The sequence below is a fragment of the Rickettsia tamurae genome, assembly GCF_000751075.1.
GTDB classification, from domain to species: domain Bacteria; phylum Pseudomonadota; class Alphaproteobacteria; order Rickettsiales; family Rickettsiaceae; genus Rickettsia; species Rickettsia tamurae.
On sequence record NZ_CCMG01000002.1, the window covers coordinates 109,178 to 135,625 of the forward strand.

Sequence of the window (26,448 nt, forward strand, 5' to 3'; positions counted from 1 at the left end):
CTGATTATATTATTAAAGCAAAAAAACAGTAACAAATGCTAATGCCGCATTTTCCGGTGCCGACCTGGAAAAATAATATTAAATATGATCTTGAAAATATATCAAGGCTTTTAAAAGCCTTAGGTAATCCTCATTTAAGACTTCCTCCCGTCATACATATAGCAGGTACAAACGGTAAAGGTTCAAGTACCGCTATGCTCAAAAGCATCTTTATGCTTACCGGTTATAAGGTACATTGCTATACATCTCCTCATTTATTAGAATTTAATGAACGAATCGTAGTAGCAGGTGAGAAAATCTCGGATAATGAATTATGGCAGGTTTATGAGCAGGTGAGGGTAGCAAGCGAAAAATTTAATATCGAACCTAGCTTCTTTGAAGGTACTACGGCGGCAGCATTTCTAGCATTTGAGAAAACAAAAGCTGATATATTAATTTTAGAAACGGGACTTGGCGGACGATTAGACGCAACAAATATAGTAGAACGACCGTTAATTACTTTAATTACACCTATTTCATATGATCATATGAATATGCTGGGTAATACATTACCCCTAATAGCAATTGAAAAAGCTGGTATTATGAAGTCTTGCGTTCCTTGCGTTATAAGTATGCAAGCTTTGGAAGTTTATGAAACATTATTTGCAAAGGCTGAAGAGTTAGAAGTACCGAGTTTCTGTTATGAATATGATTTCGGTATTAAAAAGACGGACAACGGATTTATTTATTCATCACGAAATTTTAGTTATGAGTTTCCGAATCCTTCGCTACTTGGTGATCATCAATTAATAAATGCTGCAAGCGTTATTGCTTTAATAAGTTTGATAAATAAACAATTTAATATCAGCAACGAAATTATCTCTAAAGGACTGCAAAATACTATTTGGGGAGCTAGAATCGAAAAAATAGAACCGAAAAAATATTCTAAATTAATAGGTGATAATGTTCAAATTTGGGTAGACGCAGCTCATAATAATAGCGGAGCTCAAGTTTTGGCAAATTGGATTCGTGATAATTTAAAATCACCGATATATTTAATACTCGGTATGACTAAAAATAGGAATATCGAGGAATTTTGCTCCTACTTTAAGGGTTTGACAATTAAAGGTTACGGTGTTAAAGTTTTATCCGAACCACTAAGCCATAGTGCAGAAACAATAAATTTGGAAGGCAGAAAGAGCGGTATTGATTTTAGCGAAAGCGACTCACTTGAAGAAGCGATTAGTGATATAAAGAAGATAAACGGCGATAATAAAGCAAATATTATAATAACCGGATCGCTTTATTTAGCTTCCGATTTTTATAAGTTACTATGATGTCATTCCTGCGTGGATACTAAATCGTCATTGCGAGCGACTGCAGGCCTTGTTGCGTGGATCAGTTTTTCCGGTGTCATCCCGCGACTTGACCACGGGATCCAGGAAACAACTTAAAATACTAAAATATTTAGTATTTTAAACTGGATCCCGTGGTCAAGTCGCGGGATGACACCGAGTGCTTTTTTCGATCCATGCAACAAAACCAATTTTTCCTTGCAATGACGTATTGATTCTCGCTATAAATATATAAAAACCAACATAGGAGAAAATAAATATGACCTATTGCAACAAATCTAATCAAACCTCATATCCTTTTATCTTACCTGATTTACCTTATGAGAAAGAAAGTTTTAAACTACATTTTACTCCCGAGACTTTTGATTATCATCATGGTAAACATCATAATGCTTATGTACAAAATCTAAACAATTTACTCAAAGATAAAGAAGAATTACAAAAAAAAGATTTAGAAGAAATAATAGAATGGTCCTCTCAAAACTCAAATGCAGCTATTTTTAATAACGCAGCCCAAATATGGAATCATACCTTTTTTTGGCATTCAATAAAGCCGCAGGGCGGAGGTAAGCCAAGCGGTAAAATATTAGAACAAATTAATAAAGATTTCGATAGTTTTGAAGGATTTTGTGAGCAGTTTAAGCAAGAGGCAGTAGGGCAGTTCGGTAGCGGCTGGGCATGGCTTGTATATCACGATAATAGGTTACAAATTATAAAAACCGCTAATGCCGGTACACCTATAGCAAACGGTATGAAGCCGCTTCTCGCATGTGATGTATGGGAACATGCTTATTATATTGATTATCGTAATAAACGACCTGATTATGTTGACATATTTATTAAGCATATGATTAACTGGAAGTTTGTAGAAGATAACCTAATTAAGTAAAATTATGAATTTAGAGGATATTAAAAAGGCTCAAGAAACTCCCATCGAATATATAGCTTTTAGTGGAGGGGGAGCTAAGGGAGCAATATATTCCGGAGCTTATGAGGCAGCAAAAAAAGCCGGTATTTTGGATAATGTCAAGGCGGTAGCCGGTTCTTCCGCCGGTGCTATAACTGCAGCAGTGGTAGCTCTTGGGACACCGCCTGAGCGATTTGAAGAAATTTCTAAAAATACAAATTTACAAACATTGCTTGGAAAAAAAGGATTTTCTGCGGGTATAGTACAGTTAAATAAAGACGGTAAACCTTTATATGATCTATTAGAACTTGTTATTAAAGAAAATATAGGAAATTTTTTACAGAGATCAGATATAGTAAATGTTAAAGATGATAAAGCTCTTGATGAATTAAGAGGAAGATACAACCAAAAAGACGGTAAAATATATTTTAAAGACATAGCGTTACTCCGAAAATACGATCCCGTACAGTATAAGGATTTAGTAATTACGGCAACTCAGCAAGAGACAAGCGAACTAACTATTTTCAATAGCTTTGATACGCCAAATGTTGAAATTGCTTTAGCTTGCCGTGCTTCTGCTTCTATACCACTTGTTTTTGAGTCGGTAAAAATTGACGGTAAAAAATATGTCGACGGCGGATATAGAGATAATATACCGACAAAATATTTTAAAGGCAATGAACCGGAATTTGACACAAAAGAAGTAACTGATAATATGGAGGAGATTACCTTAGCTAAAAAGCAAGGTAGAACTCTAGCTATGGCTTTTGGTACGGGTATGGAAGCTGATGCAAATATTGCTATATATAGTGCAAAAAAATTTGAAAGCCCAAGTGATATCGTAAAGTTTTTAGCTGATGTATTATTTAAGACGCTTGCAAAAGTAGGAGGAAAATTTAAATATACTGAAACTCTAAGAGAAACTAATGAGCAGTTACGTGAAAATGCTTTAAACACCGTTGTTTTAGATACTGCCGGAATAGATACTTTGGATTTCAAAGATGCACAAAAATATTCTGATTATTTGCATATTAAAGGATATTGTCAAACTAGAGAACATTTGAATAATCATAACCTTGGCAAAGAAGCAGATAAAACATTTGACCATCAAAAATTTCTACTAAATGTTTATGAAGTTTATGATAATAAAAATCTACATAAAACATTTGGAACTAAATTATTAGAAATGTTTATTCCGTCAAAAGAAAATAATACTTCTAAATGGCAAGAAGGAGTTATTGAAAATCATGATGATAAAGCAAAAATGTTATTATCATTTTGTAAAACCGGAGCATTAAACGAAAAAGAATTAAATGAAAAGCTTAAAGAATATGTAATTATTGCTGCAACTAGTCGTAATAATACACTAAAAGCCGATACAAACTCATTGAAAGCTTTGCTGCATACCTTAAACGATCCTGCTGCTTCAAGTAAAATAAAAGATAGTTTCATTGAGGTACTTGGAATAGATAAAAATAAAGATGTACGATTTGATAAAACTAAAACCTTTGATGAAAATATTGCTAAGTTTAAATTTACTAAACAAGATTTAGAAAGCTTTATAACTAAAAGTAAAAGCAAAGCACCAAAAATTCAAAGCAAACATAACGTAGCTACAAGTCATGTAAGTAGGGGGTGAGTTAGGTGGTGTCTACTGTCACCCCGTGGCTTGACCACGGGATCCAGAAAAACAATTTAAAATGCTAATAATTTTAACTAGCCACGGGGTGACAATGGAAAAATGAACATCGGTAAATTTAAACTAATTGTTTTTGACAAGCTAGACAGTACAAGCTCTGAGGCTATGAGAATTGCTCAGAATGCTAAAGTTGATTCAAACTATGCAGTACTTGCCAAATCTCAAACTAGCGGACGTGGTAGAAGCGGCAAAAACTGGCAGTCTAGGTCAGATAACTTACATGTAAGTTTACTAATAAAGCCTGATAAAGAGCTAGAATTATTACCGCAATTATCTTTTGTTACGGCACTTGCAGTTTATGAGAGTATAGAATTGTTGACTATGTCATCTAGTAGCTTGACCACGGGATCCAGTAAATCAACAACTAATGGTGCTGCAAGTTATTTTTTGGATCCCGTGGTCAAGCCACGGGATGACAGTGTACAACTAAAATGGCCCAATGATGTATTAATTAACGGTCGGAAAATTGCCGGTATACTTCTTGAATCTGTTAAAGTAGAAAATAATTATTACCTTATTATCGGTATCGGTATTAATATCACCTATCACCCTGATAATATCGACCAGCCTACTACTAGCTTAATAGGCGAAAATCTACTGCCTATAGAACCACAAGCTTTACTTAAGATATTAATAGAGAATTTTGAAAAATATTATCAAATTTGGTATAATAACGGTTTTCCTTTTATTAGAGAAAAATGGTTAGAACATGCTTACAAGTTATATGAAAATATTAGCGTTAAATATCAAAATGATATAGTAACCGGTTTTTTTAAAGATATTGATAGTACCGGCAGAATAATATTGCAACTACCTTCCAAAAAAATAATCTCTTTTTCCACTGCCGAACTTTTCTTTTAGCAAAAATATTACTAAATTTAAATTGTAGATTTAATTTTTGTTAACTTCTACTTAAGCTCTAATTTAACAAGATAATAAATATATGCCCTAAGAGAACAGCAATCCAAGTTATACGTCTCAAGCATTTTTAACAAATGCATATAAGCAATTAAACGAATTAAAAAAAACTTTCTTCTAATAACATTCGTACATTAATGCAAGATTTTTATAAAATTGAAAAAGCTTTTAAATGTGCCTTATTTACCGGTAATAATAACGCATGTGAAGGTTTAGTAGAATTATATGACGAAATAATAAAAAAATGCCTGATTATGAACTTCAAAATATAAATATAACACAATTTAGAGATATTATGGTCTTAGTCGGAAGAGAACTTAAAAATGAAAAATGTATAAATACTTCCTTATTGTCATTAGATATTAATGAAAAGTTTTTTAACCAAGTGTTGTTGCTCACGTAAAAGCTATTGAAATATGTCAAAAGCAAAATAGTGAAGATCCTTTCGTAATTAATGAGGATGAAATTATTGACAATTTTAATCTCACTCTTGATAGCCTCTGTATATCTGTAACAATAGACTATTCAGAGCTTGTATCCTCAATAACCATACATGAAGATGAGGTTAAAATAATAACCTCAGATAATTCGTGTAATATATTATAGGGATATGGATTATGAAACAAACTCCTATTTCAGCTCAAAAATTTATACAACTAACTCCTGAATATTTATATGAAAAAGGTAAAAAATCTTATAAAGATGCTTTACTGGAAGAAGAGATTTCTAAGCAACAAGAAAAATTTGTAGATACCATATTATATTTTCAAGGTGCTATGTTTTTAGGAAGTAATGATGCTTGTGCATATTTATCAGAATTTTATAAAAATGGAAATCACCTTGGAATCAATAATGAACAACTAAGTAATTTAATAAAAATTGTAATTAATATAGGAAAATTTTTACATCATAGCAAGTTAACAAATTCTGTATGTTTAAAAGATTTTGGGATATCTGATTACTCTGAACTTAAAGAGCTAGCTATAATAGAAAATGGATATATGAATGCAGTACAGGGAGAATGGAGTAAAATTCCTGTTCCTGAATACTTAATTCTTTCTAATTTAAAATCAATTATAACAGATTTTAATAGCACTTTACCCACTGAGTACCATTTAATTACCGATGAAAGTGTTTTTGAATGTAAAGAAGCAATAAACGAATTTACCGTATTGGGTAGCAATAACGATAAGCATAAATCTATAATTCAAAAACCCCAAGAAATGGAAGAAATAATAAAGCCTACTAACGCCCAATCTCAACCTATAACTCCAGAACCAATAGAAGAATATAGAGAGTATGTTAAGAATGATGATTACGGGCTAACAGTGCAACAAACTGCACCATATCTTAAAAAAATAAAAGGGATAAAAATAATGATGAAAAATGAAACTAGAAAAACAGAAAATACATTACTTACTTCTTTAGAAATATTACAAGAAGCATTAAAATACTATTCTGAGAATATTACAATGCCTCTTACCAACTCAGGAAAAAGTTCATCAGAAATAACAGAAAATAACCGAGATGTTATAATTGAAATATACCAAAAATTAAAAGAAGCTCTTTTTTGCGGTCAAGAAAATGCAGCGTGGTATTTAGCTCAGTTTTATTATAATGGCTGGTTAGTTAAAGAAAATTATACTGAAGGAGATTTTTTTCTCGAAATAGGAAAAAAACTTAAGTCTAAGAGATGTAATAATACTTCTTATAAAAGCGGTAATCTTTTACCGAAAGAGCTTGAAATTTTGACTACAAAATGTGCTAAAGTTATTGCAAGCTCTAAATCAAAATATCAATCAGAAATAACCGTTACAATAAAAGAAGAAGCTACCTCTGCTATTATTGAATGTATAAAAGATACTAAGATGGAAAATATATTTACTTTAGATGATAAACAACAAGATGAAACTATTAAAGATAGTGATTTTGATAATCCTGAACTATTAACATCATCTTCAGAATCTGCACCGGTATTTAGACCTAACAAAAAAATAGTATAAGCTTATTAGTACAGCTTTCTAAATCAATAACAACATCAACTGAGCAAAAAAATAATACTGAGCCTCCAACTCCTTTGCAAAATAACTTGGATGAACATGATTTAAACTCTTTAATACCAAATAATTTAACCTCTGCTCCTATACCACCAAATAATATAATTGCAGTGGATATATTAGGTAAGAAAAATAAAGAAAAAACCCCCTGCCTTATTAAATGTCTAATGTTGTGATAATATTTTGAAAAACGTAGAAATAAAAAACAATAAAATTTTTTATTTATCACCGGTAAATCAGTTGCTTAAGGAAGGTTTAAGACAACAAGAAATGTTTTTTGTTTTTCACGATAAATGGCCTTCCTATACTAAAAAAGCAGTTAATCTATTGTTTGAGTCAGCAGTAGAAAATTTAACCTGTGCGATGTTACTTGGTGAAGAAGAGGCAATATTGCCTCTATCTCAGCTTTATTATAGCGGTACTATTTACGATATTTTACCGGATTTAGTTTTTGGTGATTATATTGTTTTAATAGGTCAAAAACTTAGATATAAATCATACCAAAATATTCCTTTAAGAATGATTACTAATACTAAGTGTTTAGAAAAGCAGCTAGATAGTCTCGCTATTACTATTACTTCTAATATGTTATTTTATTATCGTAATTTTAAATGCATAGGTGATAATATTAAAAAAAAATATTAAAGACTGCAATGAGCAATTTGATAAAGCATGGCATTTTTGTAAAATTGAATATTCCTATTCAACATTATTATCTTTTGAAATGCCGGAAGAAGAAGCCAAAAAACTTGAAGAAGTACCTTTAATAGGCACGAAATCTACTGATGATAGTAAATGTTTAATGTCTTAAATATTTTCTCTATGTTTAGTTTTTTCGTCATTGCGAGGAAATTGCATAGCAATTGACGAAGCAATCTCAGGATATTTGATGAGATTACCACGCAGCCTATGGCTGCTCGCAATGACGATTTAATGCCTCACAGTAATAACATAATAGAATTCCTCCCCACCTCTTAGTGCTAGCATTTTTTCAGTTATATTATCTTTAGCTTTTTAAAATCAAAAGGTAATAAATATATGAAAAAATAATCTACAGCAATCAAACTTTCGACAATATGGAAATAAAATCCGTAACCGATAATGAGGTAGTAATTATCGGCTATGCGAGTGTTTATAATATTGCCGATCATCATAACGATTTTATTTCTAAAGGGGCTTTTGCAAATGCTTCTCACCATAACGTAAAATTTCTTTGGCAACATGACAGTAAAAAACCTATCGGGATTATTACTCATTTGGCTGAAGATGATCACGGTTTAAAATGGAAGCGGTGATAAATAACAAAGTCAAAGCAGGAGTAGAGGCGATAGAGCTAATAAAGCAAGGAGCGATAGATGGATTATCTATAGGCTTTTATATAAAAAACTCGGTTTATAATGATGCAAGGCAGAGAGTAATTACCGAAGCAGAGCTTTTAGAGATAAGCATTGTTACTTTTCCCGCTAATCAAAGTGCTAAAATCTTATATATTACTAAAGGACAAGAAATAGAATACCACAATAAAATCAATGAGTTAGAGGAAAAACTATATAATATGCAAAATATTTTAGAAAGACCAAGTAGTGTAAATATAGAAGAACAAAAAACAGCTTTCATTAATTATGTACGTAAAGGCGAAGATACCGGGCTTATGCAAAAGTCATCCCTAAACAATAGTACTGAAGCAGGAGGCGTTTTAATATTACAGACTTTATATAACAGTATCATCACCGAGATAAATGCCAGATCACCAATGAGAGGACTCGCTTCGATTGAAACGATTTCTACAAATGCTCTTGATATAATAAGTGAAGATGGCAAATTTAGCAGTGACCGGATTGAGGAAGTAGAAGCAAGGGAAGAGACTCCGGCAGCGAAGTTAAAGCAACAGCGTATTTTTGTTCATGAGCTATATGCACAGCCGAAAGCTAGCCAAGCACTACTTGATGATGCAACTATCAGAGTTGAAAGCTGGTTAGGCGAAAGATTGCGTGATAGTTTTGTTAAAATGGAAAATAATGCGTTTATAAACGGTGACGGCATAAAAAAAACTAAAGGTATTTTATCTCCTGATCATGATAAAATCGAGAAAGTTAAAATGGGTAATAAAATTACCGCCGATGGGCTGCTTGATTTTATAAACTCGCTTAAGGAAGAATATTTAGCGAATGCAACTTTGCTAATGAATCGTATTACTTTGTCGAAGTGCAGAAGCTTAAAGATAATCAAGGGCGTTTTATTTGGCAACAATCTCTATCAGAATCCTTTAAGCAAACTATATTTGGAATACCGGTAGTTTGTAGCTCCGATATGCCTCCTATAGATAAAAAAGCAACGCTATAGCAATAGGGGACTTTAAAACAGGTTATAAAATAGTAGATAGAAGTGGTATTAATATAATGCGTGATCCTTATACCGAAAAGCCTTTTGTAAAGTTTTACGCCGTAAAAAGAGTAGGAGGTGATGTTGTGAACCCTGAGGCTATTAAAGTTGGAGTGTTTGGTTAAATTGTTACCCCTTGGCTTGACCACGGGGTCCAGTAGTTTTTTTCTGGATGCCGTGGTCAAACCACGGCATGACATCGGGGGTTAGGCTATGTTCAAAAAAACAATCTTCAAATCATAAAAATATTTCCGCAAGAAGTATGGAGTTTAGAGCAGGTGAAAAATTATATGCGGGTGGAGGCTAGTTATGACGATGATTTAATAGTCGGATTAATTGATGCGGCAATCAACAGCAGCAGAGAATTTTACTAAGCTAAATTTTATATCAAAACAAATCAAATTTATTTGTAATATTTCAGGAAAAGGGAAGTTTTCATTAAAATATAATCCCTTACTAAAAATAACAAAGATAAAAAAAATTTAAAGACCAAGAAAATGATTTAGCGGTAGATGATTATATGATTGATCAAAATATTTTAACTCTAAATAAAGCCTTAAATAATGAAGAGCTGACGGTAAAATATATAAGCGGTTACGATAAAAATAATATTCCGCATGCTATAAAACACGGAATAATGCTACATATAGCCGAGATGTATGATCGTCAAGCTACGAACTGCCTCGGTCTTTCAAAAGAGGTAAAAATTTATATTTGCCTTATAGAAATATACAAATTTAGGAAATATGGCATTCATTTTGATGTCATTCCCACGAAGGCGTTGTTGCGTGGACCGGTTTTTCCGTCATTGCGAGGAAATTGCATAGCAATTGACGAAGCAATCCAGTTAAAAATTCTGTAAATCAGAATTTTTTTATTATTTTTCCTAGGTTCTGTGCACTTTTGATTAATGATTATAATTATGAGATATTTTTAAGCGAAAATTAATAAGATTTTTGAAGGAATAGTTATTCATATTTCAAAAAAAATCTGATAATTTGCAGCTAAAAAGAGCCATAATTATGATTATTCTATTAAAAGTACACAGAACCTAGATTGCTACGCTCTTTTTAGTCGCTCGCAATGACGATTTGGTATCAACGCAAACAAACCTTATGCAGGAATGACATAACAAATATAACAGCTCAGGTATCTTATGAATTTTCACGATATACGCATGCCGGAATTTATTGAAAGTTTTGCGGTTGGGAAGCCGGAATTTTCTACTTCTCATGCTATAACTAAATCCGGTAGAGAAGCAAGACATTTAGACCGCAACTATGGCTGTCAGAAATATTTAATCAAAAATGCAAAGTTAAGCAGTACAGAATTTGAGCAATTTAATAGCTTTTTTAAAGCAAGACGTGGAAGTAATTTTGCTTTTAGATTTAGGGATTATGCCGATTATAAAGTAACGAACGGAATGATTGCTAAGGGTGACGACAATTTAAATAAATTTCAGCTAAAGAAGATATATAGCGATCCTATTGTTCCTTACGAACGAGTTATCACTAAACCGGTTAATAGTGTAATTCTATATATTAATAATGTAAGAGCTATGGGCATTGTAGATTACAACGATGGTATAGTAACCTTACCAATTCCCTTAGGTCAAGATGTAATTTTAACTGCTGATTTTACTTTTGACGTAGCTGTTAGATTTAGTATAGATAGTTTTGAATATTCTTATTGTAATGACGGCTCTATAGAATTATCCAACATAGAATTAGTAGAGGTAGCTATACTCGTTTAATTTGAAAAATTGGCAGCGTTACTTTTTGCTTATAATCCTCACGTATTATATATACGCTGCGGTCATAAGCTTCAAAGTGCCTTGCTCTTTTCCAAATTAAACTTCGTCTATCTGCTTTATTTATTTATCAGGAGTATATATGAGTATTTTATCATCTAGAAGTGATTACAAAGCTTGCGAATTTTGTTTATTGTTTTCAAATTAAGCTAGCTAGCGGTGAGGAATTAAACTTAACAAATAGCGATCATGCTATAAAAAGTGAAGAGAGAGTTTTTTGCCGAATTCCGGTTTAGATTTAAAAGAAGCGGAATTTAACGATTCCGCACAAAACCATATAATAATTGAAGGTATTTTTGAGGAAAACGGCATTACGACGACAATGGATTTAAATAATGCTATTGTTAAAATAATAATATATACTGACAAGGTTTTTGAGCATTTCGTTACATGTTATTGCACTTTATATACAAAATACGATTTAAACTTTAAAATACATTTAAAACCCGAAACGGTAAAATATAATCAGACTATAATTAATCGATATAGCAAAACATGTAGAGCAGTTTTCGGAGATAGTAAATGTAAAATAGATAAAGCTTTATATAGCGGCATATATAAGGTTAAAGAAATGCTCAAGGAAAGTTTAAGAATACTAGATTTAGATAAAGAAAACGGCTATTATAACGGCGGTCAAATTATATTCGGCAAAAATCGTTTTAGCAGTAAAGTTCTAAGCAATTTCGGTGATTTGATTATATTAGAGGATATTATACCGGATTATGCTAAAGATGCCGAGGAAGTAAAAATTACTGCCGAATGTGATAAAAATTTTATAACCTGTTGCTATAAATTTAATAATGCTATAAATTTTAGGGGCGAACCGCTAATACCAAAAAAAGATTTTATAAATTTAGTATAATCAATGAAACAAAGTTTTATAAAACTAGTATATGCAGAGCTAAAGAATATAATAAATATGAACAGCTCCAAACAACAGCAAAAAAAAGAAACGCAATTAATTGATTATTTTAAAATAGTTGAAAGTAATATATTATATACATTTCAAAAAATAAAAAAGGAATATGAAAGAGACTAAACGTTTTTTTAACAAAAATAATAGATTAAATAAAGGTTATGCTAAGACTTTTAGTGTAAATGAGCCTGATAATAATTTTTACCGTAAAAAATTTGAACATATATTACCGCCAGTTGATTTAATCAGTGAGTATGAGAGTATTTATCCTGGTACTTTACAGGAATTAATACATATGACACAAAAAGAACAAGCTCATAAGCATGCTATAGACCTAAAAAACTTGAAAATACAGGAAAGAGTCGCTAAATTAACACGAATCTGTTTATTAATATTTGGAATTTGCCTTGTAGTTTTAATTTTTTTAAAGCTTTCTAAATAAAATTAAAGATAAAATATTTTATTTACTTGTAATTTTAAATAAAATAAGTTAAATGCAATATATATTTATTTATAAACATAATACGGAGAAATTTTATTTCTAAAAATAATTTTCCTAAGGCTAATAGAGGAATCAGAGCTAGAGAAGTTCGTCTAGTAGGCGAAAACGGCGAAATGCACGGCGTCGTAAATATTAGAGAAGCATTAGATATGGCGGAAAGAGCCGGTCTTGACTTAGTCGAGATATCACCGAATGCTGTACCCCCTGTCTGTAAAATTCTAGATTTTGGTAAGTTTAAGTATGAAAGCAAAAAGCGTTTGCATGAAGCACGCAAAAAGCAAAAAATCGTCGTACTTAAAGAGATGAAATTTAAACCTAATATTAGTATAGGCGATTTTGAAACTAAGCTAAGAAAAATAAAAGAATTTTTAAAAGACAGAGATAAAGTAAAAATTTCTTTATGGTTTAAAGGGCGAGAGATTCTTCATAAAGAGGTCGGTCAAGAACTATTTAAACGTATAGAAGTAGGACTCGAAGGACTCGTTAAAATCGATCAGCATGCTAAAATGGAAGGTAAGCAGATGATAATGATAGTTAGCCCTGATATTAAGGTGCAATAGCTACTCAAATCGTCATTGCAAGCGGTATTGTTGTGTGAACCGGTTTTCCCGTCATTGCGAGGAAATTGCATAGCAATTGACGAAGCAATCTCAGGAGTTTGTTATTATTTCATGAGATTGCCATGCAGTCTACGACTGCTCGCAATGACGGGGTGATATCCACGCAATGATGTGTAATAACAATAATAAAAAATCAAATCTAAATAAGTTATGCCGATTAAAATTTTAATGCCCGCTTTATCTCCAACTATGACGGAAGGAAATCTAGCTAGGTGGTTAAAAAAAGAAGGGGACAAAGTTAATCCCGGGGAAGTAATTGCCGAAATTGAAACCGATAAAGCAACGATGGAAGTAGAAGCAGTAGACGAAGGTATACTTGCCAAAATAGTTATCCCACAAAATAGTCAAAATGTACCTGTTAACTCTTTAATTGCCGTGTTAAGCGAAGAGGGTGAAGAAAAAACGGACATTGATGCGTTTATTGCAAAAAATAATAGTGTATCACCGTTACCGAAAACAGATACTAATCTTCCAAAACCCCACGAGAATATAGCTAATGTAGAAGAACAGGTAGCAGTTATAAAACATGATACTAGTAAAATATTCACCTCACCACTTGCAAAAAGACTTGCAAAAATAGGGAATATTAGGCTTGAGAGCGTGAAAGGTAGCGGTCCGCACGGTAGAATAGTTAAACAAGATATCTTATCATATACTCCTAGCACTGTTCATAATAAAATAGTTAGTAGAAATCCTGAAGAATATCGTTTAGTACCAAATAATAACATCCGTAAGATTATAGCCAAGCGTCTGCTTGAATCTAAACAAACAGTTCCGCATTTTTATTTATCTATAGAATGTAATGTCGATAAATTGTTAGATATAAGAGAAGACATTAATAAATCTTTTTCTGAAGATAAATCAACAAGGATATCGGTTAATGATTTTATTATTTTAGCAGTAGCCAAAGCTTTACAAGAAGTGCCAAATGCCAATGCTAGCTGGGGAGAAGATGCGATTAGATATTACAATAATGTTGACATTTCAGTAGCAGTAGCAATTGAAAATGGGCTTGTTACGCCGATAGTTAAAAATGCCAATCAAAAAAATATTATAGAACTATCTCGTGAAATGAAAAAATTAATAAAGAAAGCAAAAGATAATAAATTAACCCCTGAAGAATTTCAGGGTGGAGGGTTTACCATTTCTAACCTTGGTATGTACGGTATTAAGAATTTCAATGCTATAATTAATCCACCGCAAAGTTGTATAATGGGCGTCGGTAGTAGCTCAAAACGTGCTATAGTCAAGAATGATCAAATAACTATAGCAACAATTATGGACGTAACTCTTTCTGCCGATCACCGAGTAGTAGACGGAGCAGTCGGTGCTGAGTTCTTGGCAGCATTTAAAAAGTTTATAGAGAGTCCCGCTTTGATGTTGATATAAGTCGTCATTGCGAGCAGGCATTATTGCGTGGATCAATTTCACCTCTGTCATCTTGCGACTTGACCGCGGGGGGATCCATAAAAACAACTTAAAATACTAATAATATTAGTATTTTAAGTTGGATACCGCGGTCAAGTCGCGGTATGACAATAATAAAAATAAATCACAAATAACATGAGTTTTTCAGATAATTTAGCAAAAATTTTAGATAAATATGAAAATTTAGGCAAAAAACTATCTTCCGGCATTATGGGAGATGAGTTTGTTAAGGCATCTAAAGAATATGCCGAACTTGAAGATGTTGTAGCAAAAATTAAAGAATATAATAAGGCTAAATCTGAGCTTGAAGAAGCAAATAATTTTAAGCTAGAAGTAGGACTTGATAATGCTACTTTAGAAATGATTAAAGACGAAATCCACACTCTTGAAAATTCGTTACCAAAACTTGAAAGAGCCGTAAAAATTGCTTTATTACCGAAAGATGATGCGGATAGTAAAAGTGCTATTATTGAAGTTAGAGCAGGAAGCGGCGGAGAAGAAGCCGCACTTTTTGCTGCCGTACTTTTTAATATGTATCAAAGATATGCTGAGTTAAAAGGATGGCGTTTTGAGATATTAGCAATTTCCGATACAGGAGTAGGCGGTTATAAAGAAGCATCGGCGTCGATAAAAGGTAAAGATGTATTCTCTAAACTCAAATTTGAGTCAGGCGTTCATAGAGTGCAGAGAGTACCGGAAACAGAATCACAAGGACGTATTCACACTTCGGCAGCAACGGTTGCGGTACTTCCTGAGGCTGAAGAGGTTGATATTAAAATTGAAGATAAAGACTTAAAAATCGATACTTATAGAGCTTCAGGAGCTGGCGGACAGCACGTTAATACTACCGATTCCGCCGTACGTATAACCCATATCCCTACCGGTATTACCGTAGCCTTACAAGATGAGAAGTCACAGCATAAAAATAAAGCAAAGGCGTTAAAAATTCTACGTGCTAGAATTTATGAAGAAGAACGACGTAAAAAGGAACAAGAAAGAGCCGATAGCAGAAGAGGGCAGGTAGGTTCGGGAGATCGTTCAGAGCGGATACGTACTTATAATTTCCCACAGGGAAGAGTATCCGACCATAGAATAAACTTAACACTTTATAAGATAGACGAAGTAGTTAAAAACGGACAATTAGATGAGTTTGTTGAAGCTTTAATTGCAGATGATGAAGCTAAGAAACTTTTGGAGATATACAGCAAAAATACAGCCTAATAAACAAATGAAGCCACAAGCATCTATAAACGGTAAAATCTGGCAGCAGAAACTGATTAACGAAGATATAGTCACCGAGTTATGTCGTAGTTTCAAAATTAGTGATTTACTTGCTAGGATAGTATCATTAAGAGTAAATAATCTAGAGGAAGTAGAAAATTTTTTGATACCGAAAATCAAAAATTTATTACCTGATCCTTTTCATCTACTTGATATGGAAAAGGCTGTAGATAGAACCGTTAAAGCTATTTTAAATAACCAAAAAATATGTATCTTTGCCGATTATGATGTGGACGGTGCTACTTCAGCCGCTTTACTTAAAAATATTTTTAGAGATTTAAATATAATATGTGATATTTATGTTCCCGATCGTATAGCTGAAGGATACGGTCCAACTCCTTTTGCTATGCAAAAAATTAAAGATAACGGCACAGAATTATTAATTACAGTTGATTGCGGTGCTATGGCACATGAAGCCCTAAAATACGCAAAAGACGTTAATCTTGATGTTATAGTAATCGATCATCATATAGCTACGGAAATATTATCGGATGCAGTAGCTATAGTAAATCCAAATCGTATTGATGAAAAAAGCGAATATAAACATTTGGCAACCGTAGGAGTTGCTTTCTTATTTGCAACTGCAATATTATCGAATTTAAAGAAGCAAAATTATTTCACGCAAACAATGCTTCAGCCTAATCTAATGAAGTATCTAGATTTAGTGGCTCTTGGTACTGTTTGCGATATGGTGAAATTAACAGGCTTAAATCGTGCATTTGTCGCAAGCGGATTGAAAGTAATGCAACAAAGGCAAAATATAGGGATTAAAACATTATATGATATGGCAGGGCTTAATGAAATACCGAAATGTTATCATTTAGGGTTTATTCTAGGTCCGCGTATCAACGCAGGCGGTAGAGTAGGAAAGTCAAGTTTAGGGGCTAATCTCCTATCTACTAGTTGTTCTAATGAAGCAAATAAATTAGCTGAAGAACTTGAAAAACATAATAATGAGCGTAAAGTAATTGAGTTATTAATGATAGAAGAAGCAATGGAAATTGCTTTGACACAACAAGATAGTAGTTTATTATTTATCGTAAAAGAAGGATGGCATCCAGGCGTTATAGGAATCGTTGCCGGCAGATTAAAAGAAAAATTTGATAAGCCGGTGGCAGTTATAGCTTTAAATGACGGGATTGGTAAAGCTTCATGCCGTTCTATTTTAGGTATTGATTTTGGTGCTGAAATTATCAATGCTAAAAGCAAAGATTTGCTAATAGCAGGCGGAGGTCATGCTATGGCGGCAGGTTTTACCGTAACTGCTGAAAAATTACAAGAATTGCAGAATTTTTTTAATAATGCTTTTAGAATTAGTATAAATAAACTAGAAAATTATAAGCATGCGGAATATGATATTGATTTAACGGTTAATAGTGTGAATTTCCCTTTAATGGAGGAATTAAACACTTTAGAGCCTTTCGGTCAAGGAAATCATGAGCCTATATTTAAATTCGATGATTTATTTGTATTAAAAGCGGATATCGTTGGAAGTAAGCATATTAAATGTATGCTTGTTCCAAATAAGCGAGGCTTTGGTAATAAAGCCTTATCTGCTATTGCTTTTAATTCGGTAGGAACTTCATTTGAAGATGTTTTATTAAACCCTAAAGCAAAAAATATTACCGCAATAGGAACGTTAAAAACAAATAATTGGCAAGATAATTATACTATTCAATTAATTATAAAAGATATACTTCTAAAAGAGTAGATAGACAAGTATATATAATAACAACTTAAAAAATAATAATTTATGAACGATTTAAAGAAAACAAAAAATACTACAATTTCTAAAGATTTAGCAGAAGTACAAGAGCATTATCAAGATTATCCTTATCCTTTCAGAGACCCAAGTCAAGAAAAAGAACGTTTACTTGCAATTTGCGGTGAGTTCTTAGGAGAATTAAACCATTTTCTATATAAAGGAAAAGAAAATTTTAATAATAATTTTAGATGCTTAATAGCAGGCGGCGGCACCGGTGATTCAACTATTTATCTTGCTGAACAGTTAAAAGATAAAAATGCCGAAATAATATATCTAGATTTTAGCAAGCCTAGCATGGAAGTAGCACAAAAACGTGCAGAAGTACGAGGTCTTAAAAATATTAAATGGATTAATGATTCAATATTAAATATACCTAATCTAAAACTTGGAAAATTCGATTATATAAATTGTACCGGCGTGCTTCATCATTTAGCAAATCCTGATGAAGGTTTAAAAAATCTAAAAGATTCTTTAAAGCCGACCGGCGGTATGGGTTTAATGGTATATGCTAAATACGGACGTACCGGTGTTTATCAAATTCAGGATTTAATGAAAATGATAAACAAAGATACTAAAAGCCGTGTCGAAGAAATAATGAACGGAAAGCTAATTCTAGATAACCTGCCTGCTACTAACTGGTATAAAAGAGGTTGGGAGTTATTTTCAGATTACCAAAATTTCGGTGATGTTGGAGTTTATGATATGTTCTTGCACAAACAGGATAGAGCCTATTCCGTTCCTGAGTTATATGAATTCGTAGAAAAAGCAGACTTAAATTTTGTTGATTATCTTGATCCTTTAGAGAAAATTTTATTAAGACCGGAAAATTATATAAAAGATTTTTCACTTCTGCAAAAAGTTAAAAAGATGGATAAAGTAACTAGAGAAGCAATTTCCGAAATACTTACCGGTAATATTATTAAACATTCATTTTACGTATCAAATCAAAAAGATAGTGTAGCCTCGTTTGATGATCTTGATAATATACCGTACTTCCATAATATCACCAATTTTGCTAAACAAATTTATGAACATTTGGAGTCTAATCCTTCAGCAGTAAATAATGTTATTAATTTTACTATTAATAATGGAGTGCTAAATAATGTTAATATCTCAATATCGATATTTAAAAGTACTAAATATATTTTCAAATATATGGTAGAAGAGAAAAGTTTAAGAGAAATATTTGATGCGGTACGCAGCGAATTAAACCAAGAAATAAGCAATGAAGTCTTATTAAACGAAGTTAAAAACGTATTCATTCCATTACTTAATACAAATGTGTTATTGTTAAAATCAAAGGATTTATAGAGTTACGTGGATTGGTTTATCCGTTATTGCGGAGAGAGGTTACCTGAGTCGTCATGAGCTACGCAGCCGTAGGCTGTGCGGTAATCTCATGAAATAATAATAAACTCCCAAGATTGCTTTGTCAATTACTTCGTAATTTCCTCGCAATGACGATTTGGGTTGACAATGTGCTATTACGTTGTTAGTATACTTTTACATACATAGACAGCTCTTAATAAGCTAACAAGATAAATAATTCTTCAAACCACAAGAACAAATAAAATTTTCTAAAAATCTAATTTGATTCCTAATTTAAATAAGTATATTACTTACCTTTAAACTTAATTGCTAGCTCAACTTTTCAATTATAATCTATTAATAATAAAATAATGAACACAACTAATAAAGAATCCACAGAAGAACTTAACAATAACAATCATAATAATTTTGCAGAGAACGGTAATATTATTAATTTAAAACAATTAAAACGTAAATTACCGGAGGAACTACAAGCTCAAGCAGAAGAATTAAAAATTGAAAATATTAATTCATTACTTAAACAAGAATTAGTTTTTGCAATTTTGAAAAAATCTGTAGAGCAGGGAGGTTTAATAGTGGGAGAGGGGGTACTTGAAGTACTACCTGACGGATTTGGTTTTTTACGTTCGCCGGAAGTAAACTATTTAGCAGGCCCTGATGATATTTATATCTCTCCTAGTCAAATTCGTCGTTTTGGTCTACGTACCGGTGATACGGTAGAAGGTCAGATCAGAGCTCCAAAAGCCGGGGAGCGTTATTTTGCTTTACTGAAAGTCAATAGAGTAAATTTTGAAGACCCTTCTAAAGCTTATCATCGTGTTCATTTTGATAATTTAACTCCCTTATATCCTGATGAAAAACTAGGATTAGAACTTGAAAATAATAGTAAAGATAGTAAGGATTTTAGTACACGAGTTATTGAACTTGTTGCCCCTATGGGTAAAGGGCAACGTGCATTAATAGTAGCACCGCCTCGTACAGGTAAAACCGTATTATTACAAAATATAGCACATGCAATTACAACCAATAATCCGGAAGTATTTTTAATAGTATTGTTAATAGACGAAAGACCTGAAGAAGTAACAGATATGCAACGTTCCGTGCGTGGGGAGGTTGTTAGCTCTACTTTCGATGAACCGGCAAGTAGGCATGTGCAGCTTGCAGAAATGGTTATTGAAAAAGCAAAGCGTTTAGTAGAACATAAAAAAGATGTGGTGATTTTAGTAGATGCGATAACACGTTTAGCTCGTGCTTATAATACTGTAGTACCATCATCAGGGAAAGTATTAACGGGCGGTGTTGATGCTAATGCACTACAAAGACCGAAAAGATTTTTCGGAGCAGCAAGAAATATCGAAAACGGCGGCTCGCTTACTATAATCGGTACGGCTTTAATTGAAACCGGTTCTCGTATGGATGAGGTAATTTTTGAGGAGTTTAAAGGTACAGGTAATTCCGAGATAGTTCTAGATCGTAAGATTGCCGATAAGCGTATTTATCCGGCTATTGATATAACTAGATCAGGAACTAGAAAAGAAGATTTGTTAGTAGATAAAATAATATTAAATAAAATGTGGGTTCTTCGTCGTATTATCGATCCGATGGGTAGCAGTGAAGCAATAGAATTTTTACTCAAAAAACTTGAAAATACTAAAACTAACGGTGAGTTTTTTGAGATGATGAAGAGTCCTGAACGTCCTAAGAACGGTTTATAATACTTGATGTCATTCCTGCGAGACGTGGTGGCATGGATCGAAAAACGCACTCAGTGTCATACCGTGGCTTGACCACGGTATCCAAAAAATAATTTAAAGCACTAATAATTTTAGTATTTTAAACTGGATCCCGCGATCAAGTCGCGGGATGACAGCGGCGGAATTAATCCACGCAACAATGCTTCGCGGGAATGACATCGAATTTAATACAACAACGCCTTGGATAACTACAAAAACATAAGAAATCATGAATATATCATCCGATTATTTAATTGAAAGAAGACAAATAAAATCTCGTTTGTTAATTTGGAAGCTAGCAGCTATTATTTTAATTGCTATCGTATTCTTACTAGTCGGTAAAGATTTTGCTCCAAAAGAGGTTTTATCTATTAATAGTAATGAAGACTATATAGCTTCCGTATTAATAGACGAAATAATTCTTGAAGACGAAAAGCGTGACAAAAAGCTCAAAAAAATAATCGATGATTCTCATATTAAAGCGTTAATAGTTAACGTAAATTCTCCCGGCGGTACGGTAGTCGGCTCTGAAAAAATTTATAATATTCTGCGTAAAATATCTGAAAAAAAACCGGTAGTGATAGTTATGGGAACAATGGCTGCAAGCGGCGGTTATTTAATCTCTCTTGGAGGTGATTATATTGTCAGCCATAACGGAACTATTACGGGTTCAATCGGTGTAATACTACAAACAGCCGAGGTAACGGAGCTTGCTCAAAAATTGGGGATTAAATTTAATAATTTTAAATCGGGTGAATTAAAAGCCGTCCCAAATCCTACCGAAAAACTGACGGAAGCAGTGCGGGTAGCCATTATGGAAAATATAGAAGATACTTATAATTTCTTCCTTGAACTTGTTTCAGAGAGGCGTAATCTTCCTATAGAAGAAGTAAAAAAGCTCGCAGACGGACGAGTATATTCAGGTCGTCAGGCTTTAAAGTTAAAGCTTGTGGATGCTATAGGCTCGGAAGATACTGCATTAAAATGGTTACAGGAAGTTAAGAAAATTAATGTTAATCTACTAGTTAAAGATTATCAATTAAAACCAAAACCAAAATTAATGGACATAATACTTGAAGATTTTGATAGTATAACACCTAGTTTTTTTAAAAATAGTTTTAACGGAATCAAAGCGATTTTTTAATAATGGTTACTAAGAATTATTTAATAGATAAAATACATGATAAGCTGAATTATCTTTCTAAAGAAGATGTTAAAGATTCAGTAGATTTAATTTTAGATTATTTAAACGAATCTCTTAAAGAACAAAAGCGTATCGAAATCAGAAATTTTGGTAATTTCTCTATCCGCAAACGCAAATTCTCTGAAAGTAGAGTTCTTTCCAAATTCGCTTATAGAGAGGAATTTGAAGAAGACACGGAACGTAGCACCGCAGCGTACAAAAGCATACGTGAGGATGCGAATACCGGATCGACATACAAATTACCTCTAGAAGTAGAGTTTGGGAAGAACTCTGTCGAAAAATTCTATAATACAGTTTATTACCGAATGCCTAAAAATTTATTTAAGGAGTAAATAAGTTATGGAATGGTCTAAATATAGTACTATAGAGAAGTGGAAAATAATAAAAAGCATGGTACTACATAATAATATTTTTTCCATGGCTCTTCATATTGAAGATTTAGAACTCTTCAAAAAAATATTATCGATAGATGGGAAGCTGGTTATTCAAGCACTCAATATAGATTCTCTTATATACACGATATTATAGGTAATGGGAAATATGATTCTTTTTTTGAAGCATTATATAATTACTTAAATGATAGTAAATCAACAATCATGCCTTTAGTATCTAATAAGAAAGAATATTATCCTATTTTTGAAGAATTATGTAATGAATCTTTAAAGGAAAAAATATCATCAATAATGATATATTTAGAAAAAGAATCTGATGATCACCCTCTACTTAGATGGGAATATGAAGAAACTTTAGAATATTATTTAAAAACTAGAAAAAATTATGATAAGCCTAAACCTGAACCCGAAATAGAAAGAAGCGAAGAGGAACCTAATTTAAATTATGCAGAATTAGATTTAAAATATTATGAAGAATCTTTAGACTATTACTTAAAGGTTATAGGGTAGGGTAATAAAATTTTCCTCTCACTTGACATTATAATAATAGGCAACTATCTTAAGTGTAAAATTAAAACAGGGTGTTTATGATAAGATATTTAATAATTTTATTTGCTTCTATAGCTTTAATTGGCTGTACCGGTCAAAAAACTACGAAATCAAAAGAAGTAGTAGAACTTGACGGTGATCCAAGTTATGCAATTATGAAAACAATCGATAATATTAACAGAAATATCACTAACACTACCTCATCTCTTCCGAGTACTCCGGTTAGATAGGAATGCTTGTTATTATTTCTTCCGCTAAAACTCTTAATTTTGAGAAGTTAGCTCCCAAAACAGGGCTAACTTCTCTTATATTCCCTAATTTAACTAATCAGTTACTTTCTACACTCCAAAACTATTCTGAGAATCAATTATCGAAAGTAATGAATATAAGTGCAAAGCTTGCACATATAAATAAAGAAAGATTTAAGGATTTTGATAATCAAGAGAGTAAAGCGGCTATTTTTGCTTATGCAGGAGATGTTTTTAATAATATACATGCAGAAAAATTAACTAATCATGAAATAAATTTCCTGCAATCACATTTGCTTATTATATCAGGTCTTTACGGAGCCTTAAAACCGCTAGATGCTATTAAGCCGTATAGATTAGAAATGGCAACAAAATTAAATGAAATAAACTTAACAAGCTTTTGGCAAGATGAAGTCACTAATTATATTAATAAAATTCTTGCTAAGCATGAAAATAAATATTTACTCAACCTAGCATCACAAGAATATTCATCTGTAATAAATCCAAACAAACTTAAATATCAATTAGTTAACGTTCATTTTAAAGAAAATAGGAACAGAAAATTATCAACAATTGGAATAAATACTAAAAAAGCTCGAGGGAATATGGTTAACGTTATTGCTAACAACCTAATTGACTCACCTGAGCTACTTAAGAATTTCTCATATTTAGACTATGAATTCAGTACTAAACACTCATCCGATAGTGAATTGGTATTTATTAAGAATTAAGCTTTTATAAAATAATGGTGGGCGATGGGGGATTCGAACCCTCGACCTTTACGATGTCAACCTAAAAGCCTCTTTTACCCTGCTTCTTTGCTTTTTTCTCATACACTAATTTGTAGCTCATAACCCTCATATTTAAGGCTTTTCCTTATTACCAAATAGTTATAGCTTAACTGTAGTAGAGTTGCAGTTATTTGTCAATCTCTAAAAAATATTACAAATTTGAAAATAACATGTGGATATGATGAGCATATAGTGAGTGCAAATTCATGAGCAATTTTTATCTTGTAAATATACCTGGACCTTTTGAATTTGCTAAGAAACTATAGCAACTATTGGTTGTTTAATTGTATATAGTTAGGATAAATCATCATTTTTTAAAGTATAATCCTATTTAACATAAGATTTGTTTTTCTGAGTAAAGCATATTACAGTTTAATTATATATGTATTAAGCTGGGGGAGGATTTATGTCAGTTAAATCACTATTGTTTACTAAAGAAGCATTACATGAAATTAAAGCTCCACAGGCAAAACGAGATGTATATAAAGATACCAAAGAAAAAGGATTATTGCTAATCGTATCATATGGTGGTAGTAAAATATTTTATTTGGGCACAGTACTTGATAAGAAATATCATAGAATTAAAATAGGTGTGTTCCCTGATCTATCAATTATTGATGCTAGAGCCAAAGCATCTGAATTAAAAGGTGAGATCGCCAAATGATATAATCCTGTAGAAGAAAAAGCTAGATTATCCAAAGAACTGACCTTTAAGGAGCTTTATGATAAATACCTTAATGAATATAGTAAAATTAATAATAAAAGATGGAAAGATTATGCCGCTTCTGTAGATAGATATACCAAACATTTATATCCCAGAAAAATATCTACTATTCACAAAACAGATATTCAAGAGTTGTTTAATAATTTAACTAAAACTGGTAAATATGGAGCTAATAGATTTCTTGAAGTTTTAAGTCCTGTATTTAGTAAAGCAATAGAATGGGAATTGCTTACAATAAATCCAGTTATTGGCATAAAGAAGCACAAGGAACAATCCAGAGACAGGTATTTAACTAGGGAAGAAATACCACGATTTTTTACAGCAATAGCAGACGAGCAAAACCAGGTAATGCAAGACTTTTTCTTAATAGCTTTGTATAAATCAGTTCGTAAGGATAATTTACTTACTATGCGTTGGGAACAGGTAAGTTTTGCTGATAAACAATTATATCTTCCAGAAACTAAAAATGGTGATCCTCACCGTTTACCTTTACTAGATCAGGCAGTAGAAATATTAAAAGCCAGGAAAGAGCAATCTACTAGTATGTGGGTATTTCCAAGTGAGAGTAGCAGTAGTGGTCACCTGCAAGAACCAAAGAAAGCATGGAAGAGGATTTGTAAAAAAGCAGGAATAGAAAATTTAAGGATACATGATTTAAGGAGAACAATACCAAGTTGGATGGCAATGACCGGAGCAAATCAATATGTAATAGGACAGCTTCTAAATCATAAAGATCCAAGATCAACAGCAGTGTATACTAGACTTGCCAATGATACTGCTCGAAAATATATGCAAAGAGCCGTAAATACTATTATAAATATAAAATCTTAACTATATATTAATTTTAATTGATATATTTATGTTATAATAATGCCTGTATTAAGTGAGTTCTATAAGAACAGAAAGGCTAGAAGAGGAAAATAGTAAAGCAATTGTTGCAACAAGCTTGGAAATTCCTTTTTTGCTTCTTCTATACTCTTAAGCATTATTGAGTTTTTGAAGATTTTACAACAATGAAGAATTTTATAATTATATGAATATTAAAGGAAAAGATAAAGTACCTAGCTGTTTTGATGTAGCTAATTATTTTTTAGTATTAGTTGATAGAGAAGCAGGGGATAGTATAACCCAGTTAAAACTGCAGAAATTAATATATTTTGCTCAAGGCATTCATCTTGCTTTATTTGATAAAGTACTGTTTGAAGAAGAGATCAAGGCTTGGAAACATGGGCCAGTAGTACCAGCTTTACGCTCAATATTTGGCAGCTTTAGAGATAGTGTAATTCCTCTGCCTTACGAAATAGATTTTGCTATTTATACCAAGCAACAAAAAAAATTACTTCATAAAGTATATTCTTTTTATGGTGAACATTCAGCTGCTTATTTACGTAATTTAACACATAGACATTCTATTTGGTATGAAGCTATAGAGAAAGCAGATAATATTATTACCAAAGAAAAGATAAAGGAATTTTTTAAAGCTAATATAATAAATGATATTAAAGATTATATTTTATCAGTTACTAAGGAAGATATTGCTCAAATAGAAAACGCTGAAGATGGGTGGTGGATGAACTATGATAGTGGTATACCTGCAGTTGCAATTTTGGAAACGTACCAACCCCAAAATGAGTAAACGTATTAGGCTTTTAATAGATAATATTAGTCTAACCCCTTACACCGGAATAGGGAAACCCGAACCTTTTAAATATGAATTAAGTGGTTTTTAGTCTAGAAGGATAGATCAAGAACATAGATTGATATATTTTGTTAATGAAAAAAATCAAACTATAGAAATAGAAAGTTGTAAAGGACATTATTAATTTAGTTTGTACCTTAAAACAAAAAGCTAAAGCTCT

The 26,448-nt window shown here is 32.2% G+C and carries 30 protein-coding genes and 6 pseudogenes; 35 read left to right on the top strand and 1 reads right to left on the bottom strand.

Annotated features, from left to right (window positions below; all coding sequences use genetic code 11):
• The first annotated feature begins 35 nt into the window (after positions 1-35).
• The 26 genes and pseudogenes from MB29_RS00580 (at position 36) to rho (ending at position 20,663) form a co-directional block, all read left to right on the top strand.
• Positions 36-1,316, top strand: coding sequence for a folylpolyglutamate synthase/dihydrofolate synthase family protein (locus tag MB29_RS00580; RefSeq protein ID WP_032138633.1), 1,281 nt, complete (start codon positions 36-38; stop codon positions 1,314-1,316).
• A 277-nt stretch (positions 1,317-1,593) separates the two neighbouring features.
• Positions 1,594-2,223: a superoxide dismutase gene (locus MB29_RS00585; RefSeq protein ID WP_032138634.1), complete on the top strand. Its 630-nt coding sequence runs from the start codon at positions 1,594-1,596 to the stop codon at positions 2,221-2,223.
• Positions 2,224-2,227: 4 nt separating this feature from the next.
• Positions 2,228-3,880 (top strand): patatin-like phospholipase family protein, encoded by a 1,653-nt coding sequence (locus MB29_RS00590; protein ID WP_051965268.1) that lies wholly within the window; start codon positions 2,228-2,230, stop codon positions 3,878-3,880.
• Positions 3,881-3,982: 102 nt separating this feature from the next.
• Entirely contained in the window at positions 3,983-4,801 is an 819-nt protein-coding gene (locus tag MB29_RS07860; protein ID WP_215426135.1) for a biotin--[acetyl-CoA-carboxylase] ligase, read from the top strand.
• 194 nt (positions 4,802-4,995) lie between these two features.
• A complete protein-coding gene (locus MB29_RS13320) occupies positions 4,996-5,130 on the top strand; it encodes a hypothetical protein (protein WP_267881707.1) in 135 nt (44 codons plus the stop codon).
• A 345-nt stretch (positions 5,131-5,475) separates the two neighbouring features.
• The gene (locus MB29_RS12220) at positions 5,476-6,861 is read left to right on the top strand and encodes a hypothetical protein (RefSeq protein WP_233418809.1); all 1,386 of its coding nucleotides are present in this window, start codon (positions 5,476-5,478) and stop codon (positions 6,859-6,861) included.
• A 74-nt stretch (positions 6,862-6,935) separates the two neighbouring features.
• A complete protein-coding gene (locus MB29_RS11080) occupies positions 6,936-7,091 on the top strand; it encodes a hypothetical protein (protein WP_215426136.1) in 156 nt (51 codons plus the stop codon).
• 7 nt (positions 7,092-7,098) lie between these two features.
• On the top strand, positions 7,099-7,560 hold the full coding sequence (locus tag MB29_RS12225) for a hypothetical protein (RefSeq protein WP_032138636.1): 462 nt from the start codon (positions 7,099-7,101) through the stop codon (positions 7,558-7,560).
• On the top strand, positions 7,535-7,726 hold the full coding sequence (locus MB29_RS12230; RefSeq protein ID WP_032138637.1) for a hypothetical protein: 192 nt from the start codon (positions 7,535-7,537) through the stop codon (positions 7,724-7,726). Before MB29_RS12225 ends, MB29_RS12230 begins: the two co-directional genes overlap by 26 nt.
• Positions 7,727-7,991: 265 nt before the next feature.
• Positions 7,992-8,210 (top strand): HK97 family phage prohead protease, encoded by a 219-nt coding sequence (locus MB29_RS13325; RefSeq protein WP_084686630.1) that lies wholly within the window; start codon positions 7,992-7,994, stop codon positions 8,208-8,210.
• Positions 8,198-9,258 (top strand): annotated as a pseudogene (locus tag MB29_RS07875) (phage major capsid protein). Before MB29_RS13325 ends, MB29_RS07875 begins: the two are co-directional and overlap by 13 nt.
• 47 nt (positions 9,259-9,305) lie before the next feature.
• Positions 9,306-9,422, top strand: a complete 117-nt coding sequence (locus MB29_RS13330) for a phage major capsid protein (RefSeq protein ID WP_324607266.1) — start codon at positions 9,306-9,308, stop codon at positions 9,420-9,422.
• Positions 9,415-9,507 (top strand): palindromic element RPE4 domain-containing protein, encoded by a 93-nt coding sequence (locus MB29_RS12235; protein ID WP_233418810.1) that lies wholly within the window; start codon positions 9,415-9,417, stop codon positions 9,505-9,507. The genes MB29_RS13330 and MB29_RS12235 overlap by 8 nt, the downstream gene beginning before the upstream one ends.
• 80 nt (positions 9,508-9,587) lie before the next feature.
• Entirely contained in the window at positions 9,588-9,671 is an 84-nt protein-coding gene (locus MB29_RS12240) for a hypothetical protein (RefSeq protein WP_233418815.1), read from the top strand.
• A gap of 146 nt (positions 9,672-9,817) precedes the next feature.
• The gene (locus MB29_RS12245; RefSeq protein WP_233418811.1) at positions 9,818-10,159 is read left to right on the top strand and encodes a hypothetical protein; all 342 of its coding nucleotides are present in this window, start codon (positions 9,818-9,820) and stop codon (positions 10,157-10,159) included.
• A 294-nt stretch (positions 10,160-10,453) separates the two neighbouring features.
• Positions 10,454-11,050, top strand: coding sequence for a phage distal tail protein, Rcc01695 family (locus MB29_RS00645; protein ID WP_032138638.1), 597 nt, complete (start codon positions 10,454-10,456; stop codon positions 11,048-11,050).
• A gap of 161 nt (positions 11,051-11,211) precedes the next feature.
• Positions 11,212-11,582 (top strand): annotated as a pseudogene (locus MB29_RS14530) (baseplate hub domain-containing protein); the annotation flags it as partial.
• Between the two features lie 9 nt (positions 11,583-11,591).
• A pseudogene (locus MB29_RS09465) lies at positions 11,592-11,969 on the top strand (phage BR0599 family protein); the annotation flags it as partial.
• A 3-nt stretch (positions 11,970-11,972) separates the two neighbouring features.
• Positions 11,973-12,146 (top strand): hypothetical protein, encoded by a 174-nt coding sequence (locus MB29_RS11095; protein ID WP_215426137.1) that lies wholly within the window; start codon positions 11,973-11,975, stop codon positions 12,144-12,146.
• Positions 12,133-12,465 (top strand): DUF2335 domain-containing protein, encoded by a 333-nt coding sequence (locus MB29_RS00655; RefSeq protein WP_032138639.1) that lies wholly within the window; start codon positions 12,133-12,135, stop codon positions 12,463-12,465. The genes MB29_RS11095 and MB29_RS00655 overlap by 14 nt, the downstream gene beginning before the upstream one ends.
• Before the next feature lie 131 nt (positions 12,466-12,596).
• A complete protein-coding gene (infC, locus tag MB29_RS00660; RefSeq protein WP_233418817.1) occupies positions 12,597-13,085 on the top strand; it encodes a translation initiation factor IF-3 in 489 nt (162 codons plus the stop codon).
• A gap of 210 nt (positions 13,086-13,295) precedes the next feature.
• Positions 13,296-14,534, top strand: a complete 1,239-nt coding sequence (locus MB29_RS00665; RefSeq protein WP_032138641.1) for a pyruvate dehydrogenase complex dihydrolipoamide acetyltransferase — start codon at positions 13,296-13,298, stop codon at positions 14,532-14,534.
• A gap of 174 nt (positions 14,535-14,708) precedes the next feature.
• The gene (gene prfA / locus MB29_RS00670) at positions 14,709-15,794 is read left to right on the top strand and encodes a peptide chain release factor 1 (protein ID WP_032138642.1); all 1,086 of its coding nucleotides are present in this window, start codon (positions 14,709-14,711) and stop codon (positions 15,792-15,794) included.
• Between the two features lie 7 nt (positions 15,795-15,801).
• Complete coding sequence (recJ, locus tag MB29_RS00675) at positions 15,802-17,565, top strand: single-stranded-DNA-specific exonuclease RecJ (protein ID WP_032138679.1); 1,764 nt, start codon at positions 15,802-15,804, stop codon at positions 17,563-17,565.
• Positions 17,566-17,607: 42 nt separating this feature from the next.
• On the top strand, positions 17,608-18,930 hold the full coding sequence (locus tag MB29_RS00680; protein ID WP_032138643.1) for a class I SAM-dependent methyltransferase: 1,323 nt from the start codon (positions 17,608-17,610) through the stop codon (positions 18,928-18,930).
• A 368-nt stretch (positions 18,931-19,298) separates the two neighbouring features.
• Complete coding sequence (gene rho / locus MB29_RS00685; protein ID WP_032138644.1) at positions 19,299-20,663, top strand: transcription termination factor Rho; 1,365 nt, start codon at positions 19,299-19,301, stop codon at positions 20,661-20,663.
• Positions 20,664-20,756: 93 nt separating this feature from the next.
• Here rho and MB29_RS11100 read toward each other — a convergent pair whose 3' ends face one another.
• Complete coding sequence (locus tag MB29_RS11100) at positions 20,757-20,912, bottom strand: hypothetical protein (protein WP_156147429.1); 156 nt, start codon at positions 20,910-20,912, stop codon at positions 20,757-20,759.
• Here MB29_RS11100 and sppA point away from each other — a divergent pair.
• The 9 genes and pseudogenes from sppA (at position 20,911) to MB29_RS07885 (ending at position 26,412) form a co-directional block, all read left to right on the top strand.
• Entirely contained in the window at positions 20,911-21,825 is a 915-nt protein-coding gene (gene sppA, locus MB29_RS00690; protein WP_032138645.1) for a signal peptide peptidase SppA, read from the top strand. The two genes, MB29_RS11100 and sppA, sit on opposite strands and share 2 nt — an antisense overlap.
• A 2-nt stretch (positions 21,826-21,827) precedes the next feature.
• Positions 21,828-22,013 (top strand): annotated as a pseudogene (locus tag MB29_RS11105) (HU family DNA-binding protein); the annotation flags it as partial.
• Positions 22,014-22,224: 211 nt separating this feature from the next.
• On the top strand, positions 22,225-22,413 hold the full coding sequence (locus tag MB29_RS13980; protein ID WP_084686650.1) for a hypothetical protein: 189 nt from the start codon (positions 22,225-22,227) through the stop codon (positions 22,411-22,413).
• A gap of 68 nt (positions 22,414-22,481) precedes the next feature.
• On the top strand, positions 22,482-22,787 hold the full coding sequence (locus MB29_RS00705; RefSeq protein WP_215426146.1) for a hypothetical protein: 306 nt from the start codon (positions 22,482-22,484) through the stop codon (positions 22,785-22,787).
• Between the two features lie 77 nt (positions 22,788-22,864).
• Positions 22,865-23,056: a hypothetical protein gene (locus tag MB29_RS00710; protein WP_032138646.1), complete on the top strand. Its 192-nt coding sequence runs from the start codon at positions 22,865-22,867 to the stop codon at positions 23,054-23,056.
• Positions 23,057-23,058: 2 nt separating this feature from the next.
• The gene (locus tag MB29_RS00715; RefSeq protein ID WP_032138647.1) at positions 23,059-23,805 is read left to right on the top strand and encodes a YaaA family protein; all 747 of its coding nucleotides are present in this window, start codon (positions 23,059-23,061) and stop codon (positions 23,803-23,805) included.
• Between the two features lie 466 nt (positions 23,806-24,271).
• Positions 24,272-25,420 (top strand): annotated as a pseudogene (locus tag MB29_RS09490) (tyrosine-type recombinase/integrase).
• A gap of 202 nt (positions 25,421-25,622) precedes the next feature.
• Positions 25,623-26,225 carry a Panacea domain-containing protein gene (locus MB29_RS00730; protein ID WP_032138650.1) on the top strand — a complete coding sequence of 201 codons (603 nt, stop codon included), beginning with the start codon at positions 25,623-25,625 and terminating at the stop codon, positions 26,223-26,225.
• A pseudogene (locus MB29_RS07885) lies at positions 26,218-26,412 on the top strand (Txe/YoeB family addiction module toxin). The gene MB29_RS00730 and the pseudogene MB29_RS07885 overlap by 8 nt, the downstream one beginning before the upstream one ends.
• Positions 26,413-26,448: the final 36 nt, after the last annotated feature.

Coding starts and splice junctions, on each gene's coding strand:
- MB29_RS00580 (WP_032138633.1), top strand. CDS start 36: ATGCTAATGCCGCATTTTCCGGTGCCGACCTGGAAAAATAATATTAAA.
- MB29_RS00585 (WP_032138634.1), top strand. CDS start 1,594: ATGACCTATTGCAACAAATCTAATCAAACCTCATATCCTTTTATCTTA.
- MB29_RS00590 (WP_051965268.1), top strand. CDS start 2,228: ATGAATTTAGAGGATATTAAAAAGGCTCAAGAAACTCCCATCGAATAT.
- MB29_RS07860 (WP_215426135.1), top strand. CDS start 3,983: ATGAACATCGGTAAATTTAAACTAATTGTTTTTGACAAGCTAGACAGT.
- MB29_RS13320 (WP_267881707.1), top strand. CDS start 4,996: ATGCAAGATTTTTATAAAATTGAAAAAGCTTTTAAATGTGCCTTATTT.
- MB29_RS12220 (WP_233418809.1), top strand. CDS start 5,476: ATGAAACAAACTCCTATTTCAGCTCAAAAATTTATACAACTAACTCCT.
- MB29_RS13325 (WP_084686630.1), top strand. CDS start 7,992: ATGGAAATAAAATCCGTAACCGATAATGAGGTAGTAATTATCGGCTAT.
- MB29_RS12240 (WP_233418815.1), top strand. CDS start 9,588: ATGCGGGTGGAGGCTAGTTATGACGATGATTTAATAGTCGGATTAATT.
- MB29_RS12245 (WP_233418811.1), top strand. CDS start 9,818: ATGATTGATCAAAATATTTTAACTCTAAATAAAGCCTTAAATAATGAA.
- MB29_RS00645 (WP_032138638.1), top strand. CDS start 10,454: ATGAATTTTCACGATATACGCATGCCGGAATTTATTGAAAGTTTTGCG.
- MB29_RS11095 (WP_215426137.1), top strand. CDS start 11,973: ATGAAACAAAGTTTTATAAAACTAGTATATGCAGAGCTAAAGAATATA.
- MB29_RS00655 (WP_032138639.1), top strand. CDS start 12,133: ATGAAAGAGACTAAACGTTTTTTTAACAAAAATAATAGATTAAATAAA.
- MB29_RS00665 (WP_032138641.1), top strand. CDS start 13,296: ATGCCGATTAAAATTTTAATGCCCGCTTTATCTCCAACTATGACGGAA.
- prfA (WP_032138642.1), top strand. CDS start 14,709: ATGAGTTTTTCAGATAATTTAGCAAAAATTTTAGATAAATATGAAAAT.
- recJ (WP_032138679.1), top strand. CDS start 15,802: ATGAAGCCACAAGCATCTATAAACGGTAAAATCTGGCAGCAGAAACTG.
- MB29_RS00680 (WP_032138643.1), top strand. CDS start 17,608: ATGAACGATTTAAAGAAAACAAAAAATACTACAATTTCTAAAGATTTA.
- rho (WP_032138644.1), top strand. CDS start 19,299: ATGAACACAACTAATAAAGAATCCACAGAAGAACTTAACAATAACAAT.
- sppA (WP_032138645.1), top strand. CDS start 20,911: ATGAATATATCATCCGATTATTTAATTGAAAGAAGACAAATAAAATCT.
- MB29_RS11100 (WP_156147429.1), bottom strand. CDS start 20,912: ATGATTTCTTATGTTTTTGTAGTTATCCAAGGCGTTGTTGTATTAAAT.
- MB29_RS13980 (WP_084686650.1), top strand. CDS start 22,225: ATGGAATGGTCTAAATATAGTACTATAGAGAAGTGGAAAATAATAAAA.
- MB29_RS00705 (WP_215426146.1), top strand. CDS start 22,482: ATGCCTTTAGTATCTAATAAGAAAGAATATTATCCTATTTTTGAAGAA.
- MB29_RS00710 (WP_032138646.1), top strand. CDS start 22,865: ATGATAAGATATTTAATAATTTTATTTGCTTCTATAGCTTTAATTGGC.
- MB29_RS00715 (WP_032138647.1), top strand. CDS start 23,059: ATGCTTGTTATTATTTCTTCCGCTAAAACTCTTAATTTTGAGAAGTTA.
- MB29_RS00730 (WP_032138650.1), top strand. CDS start 25,623: ATGAATATTAAAGGAAAAGATAAAGTACCTAGCTGTTTTGATGTAGCT.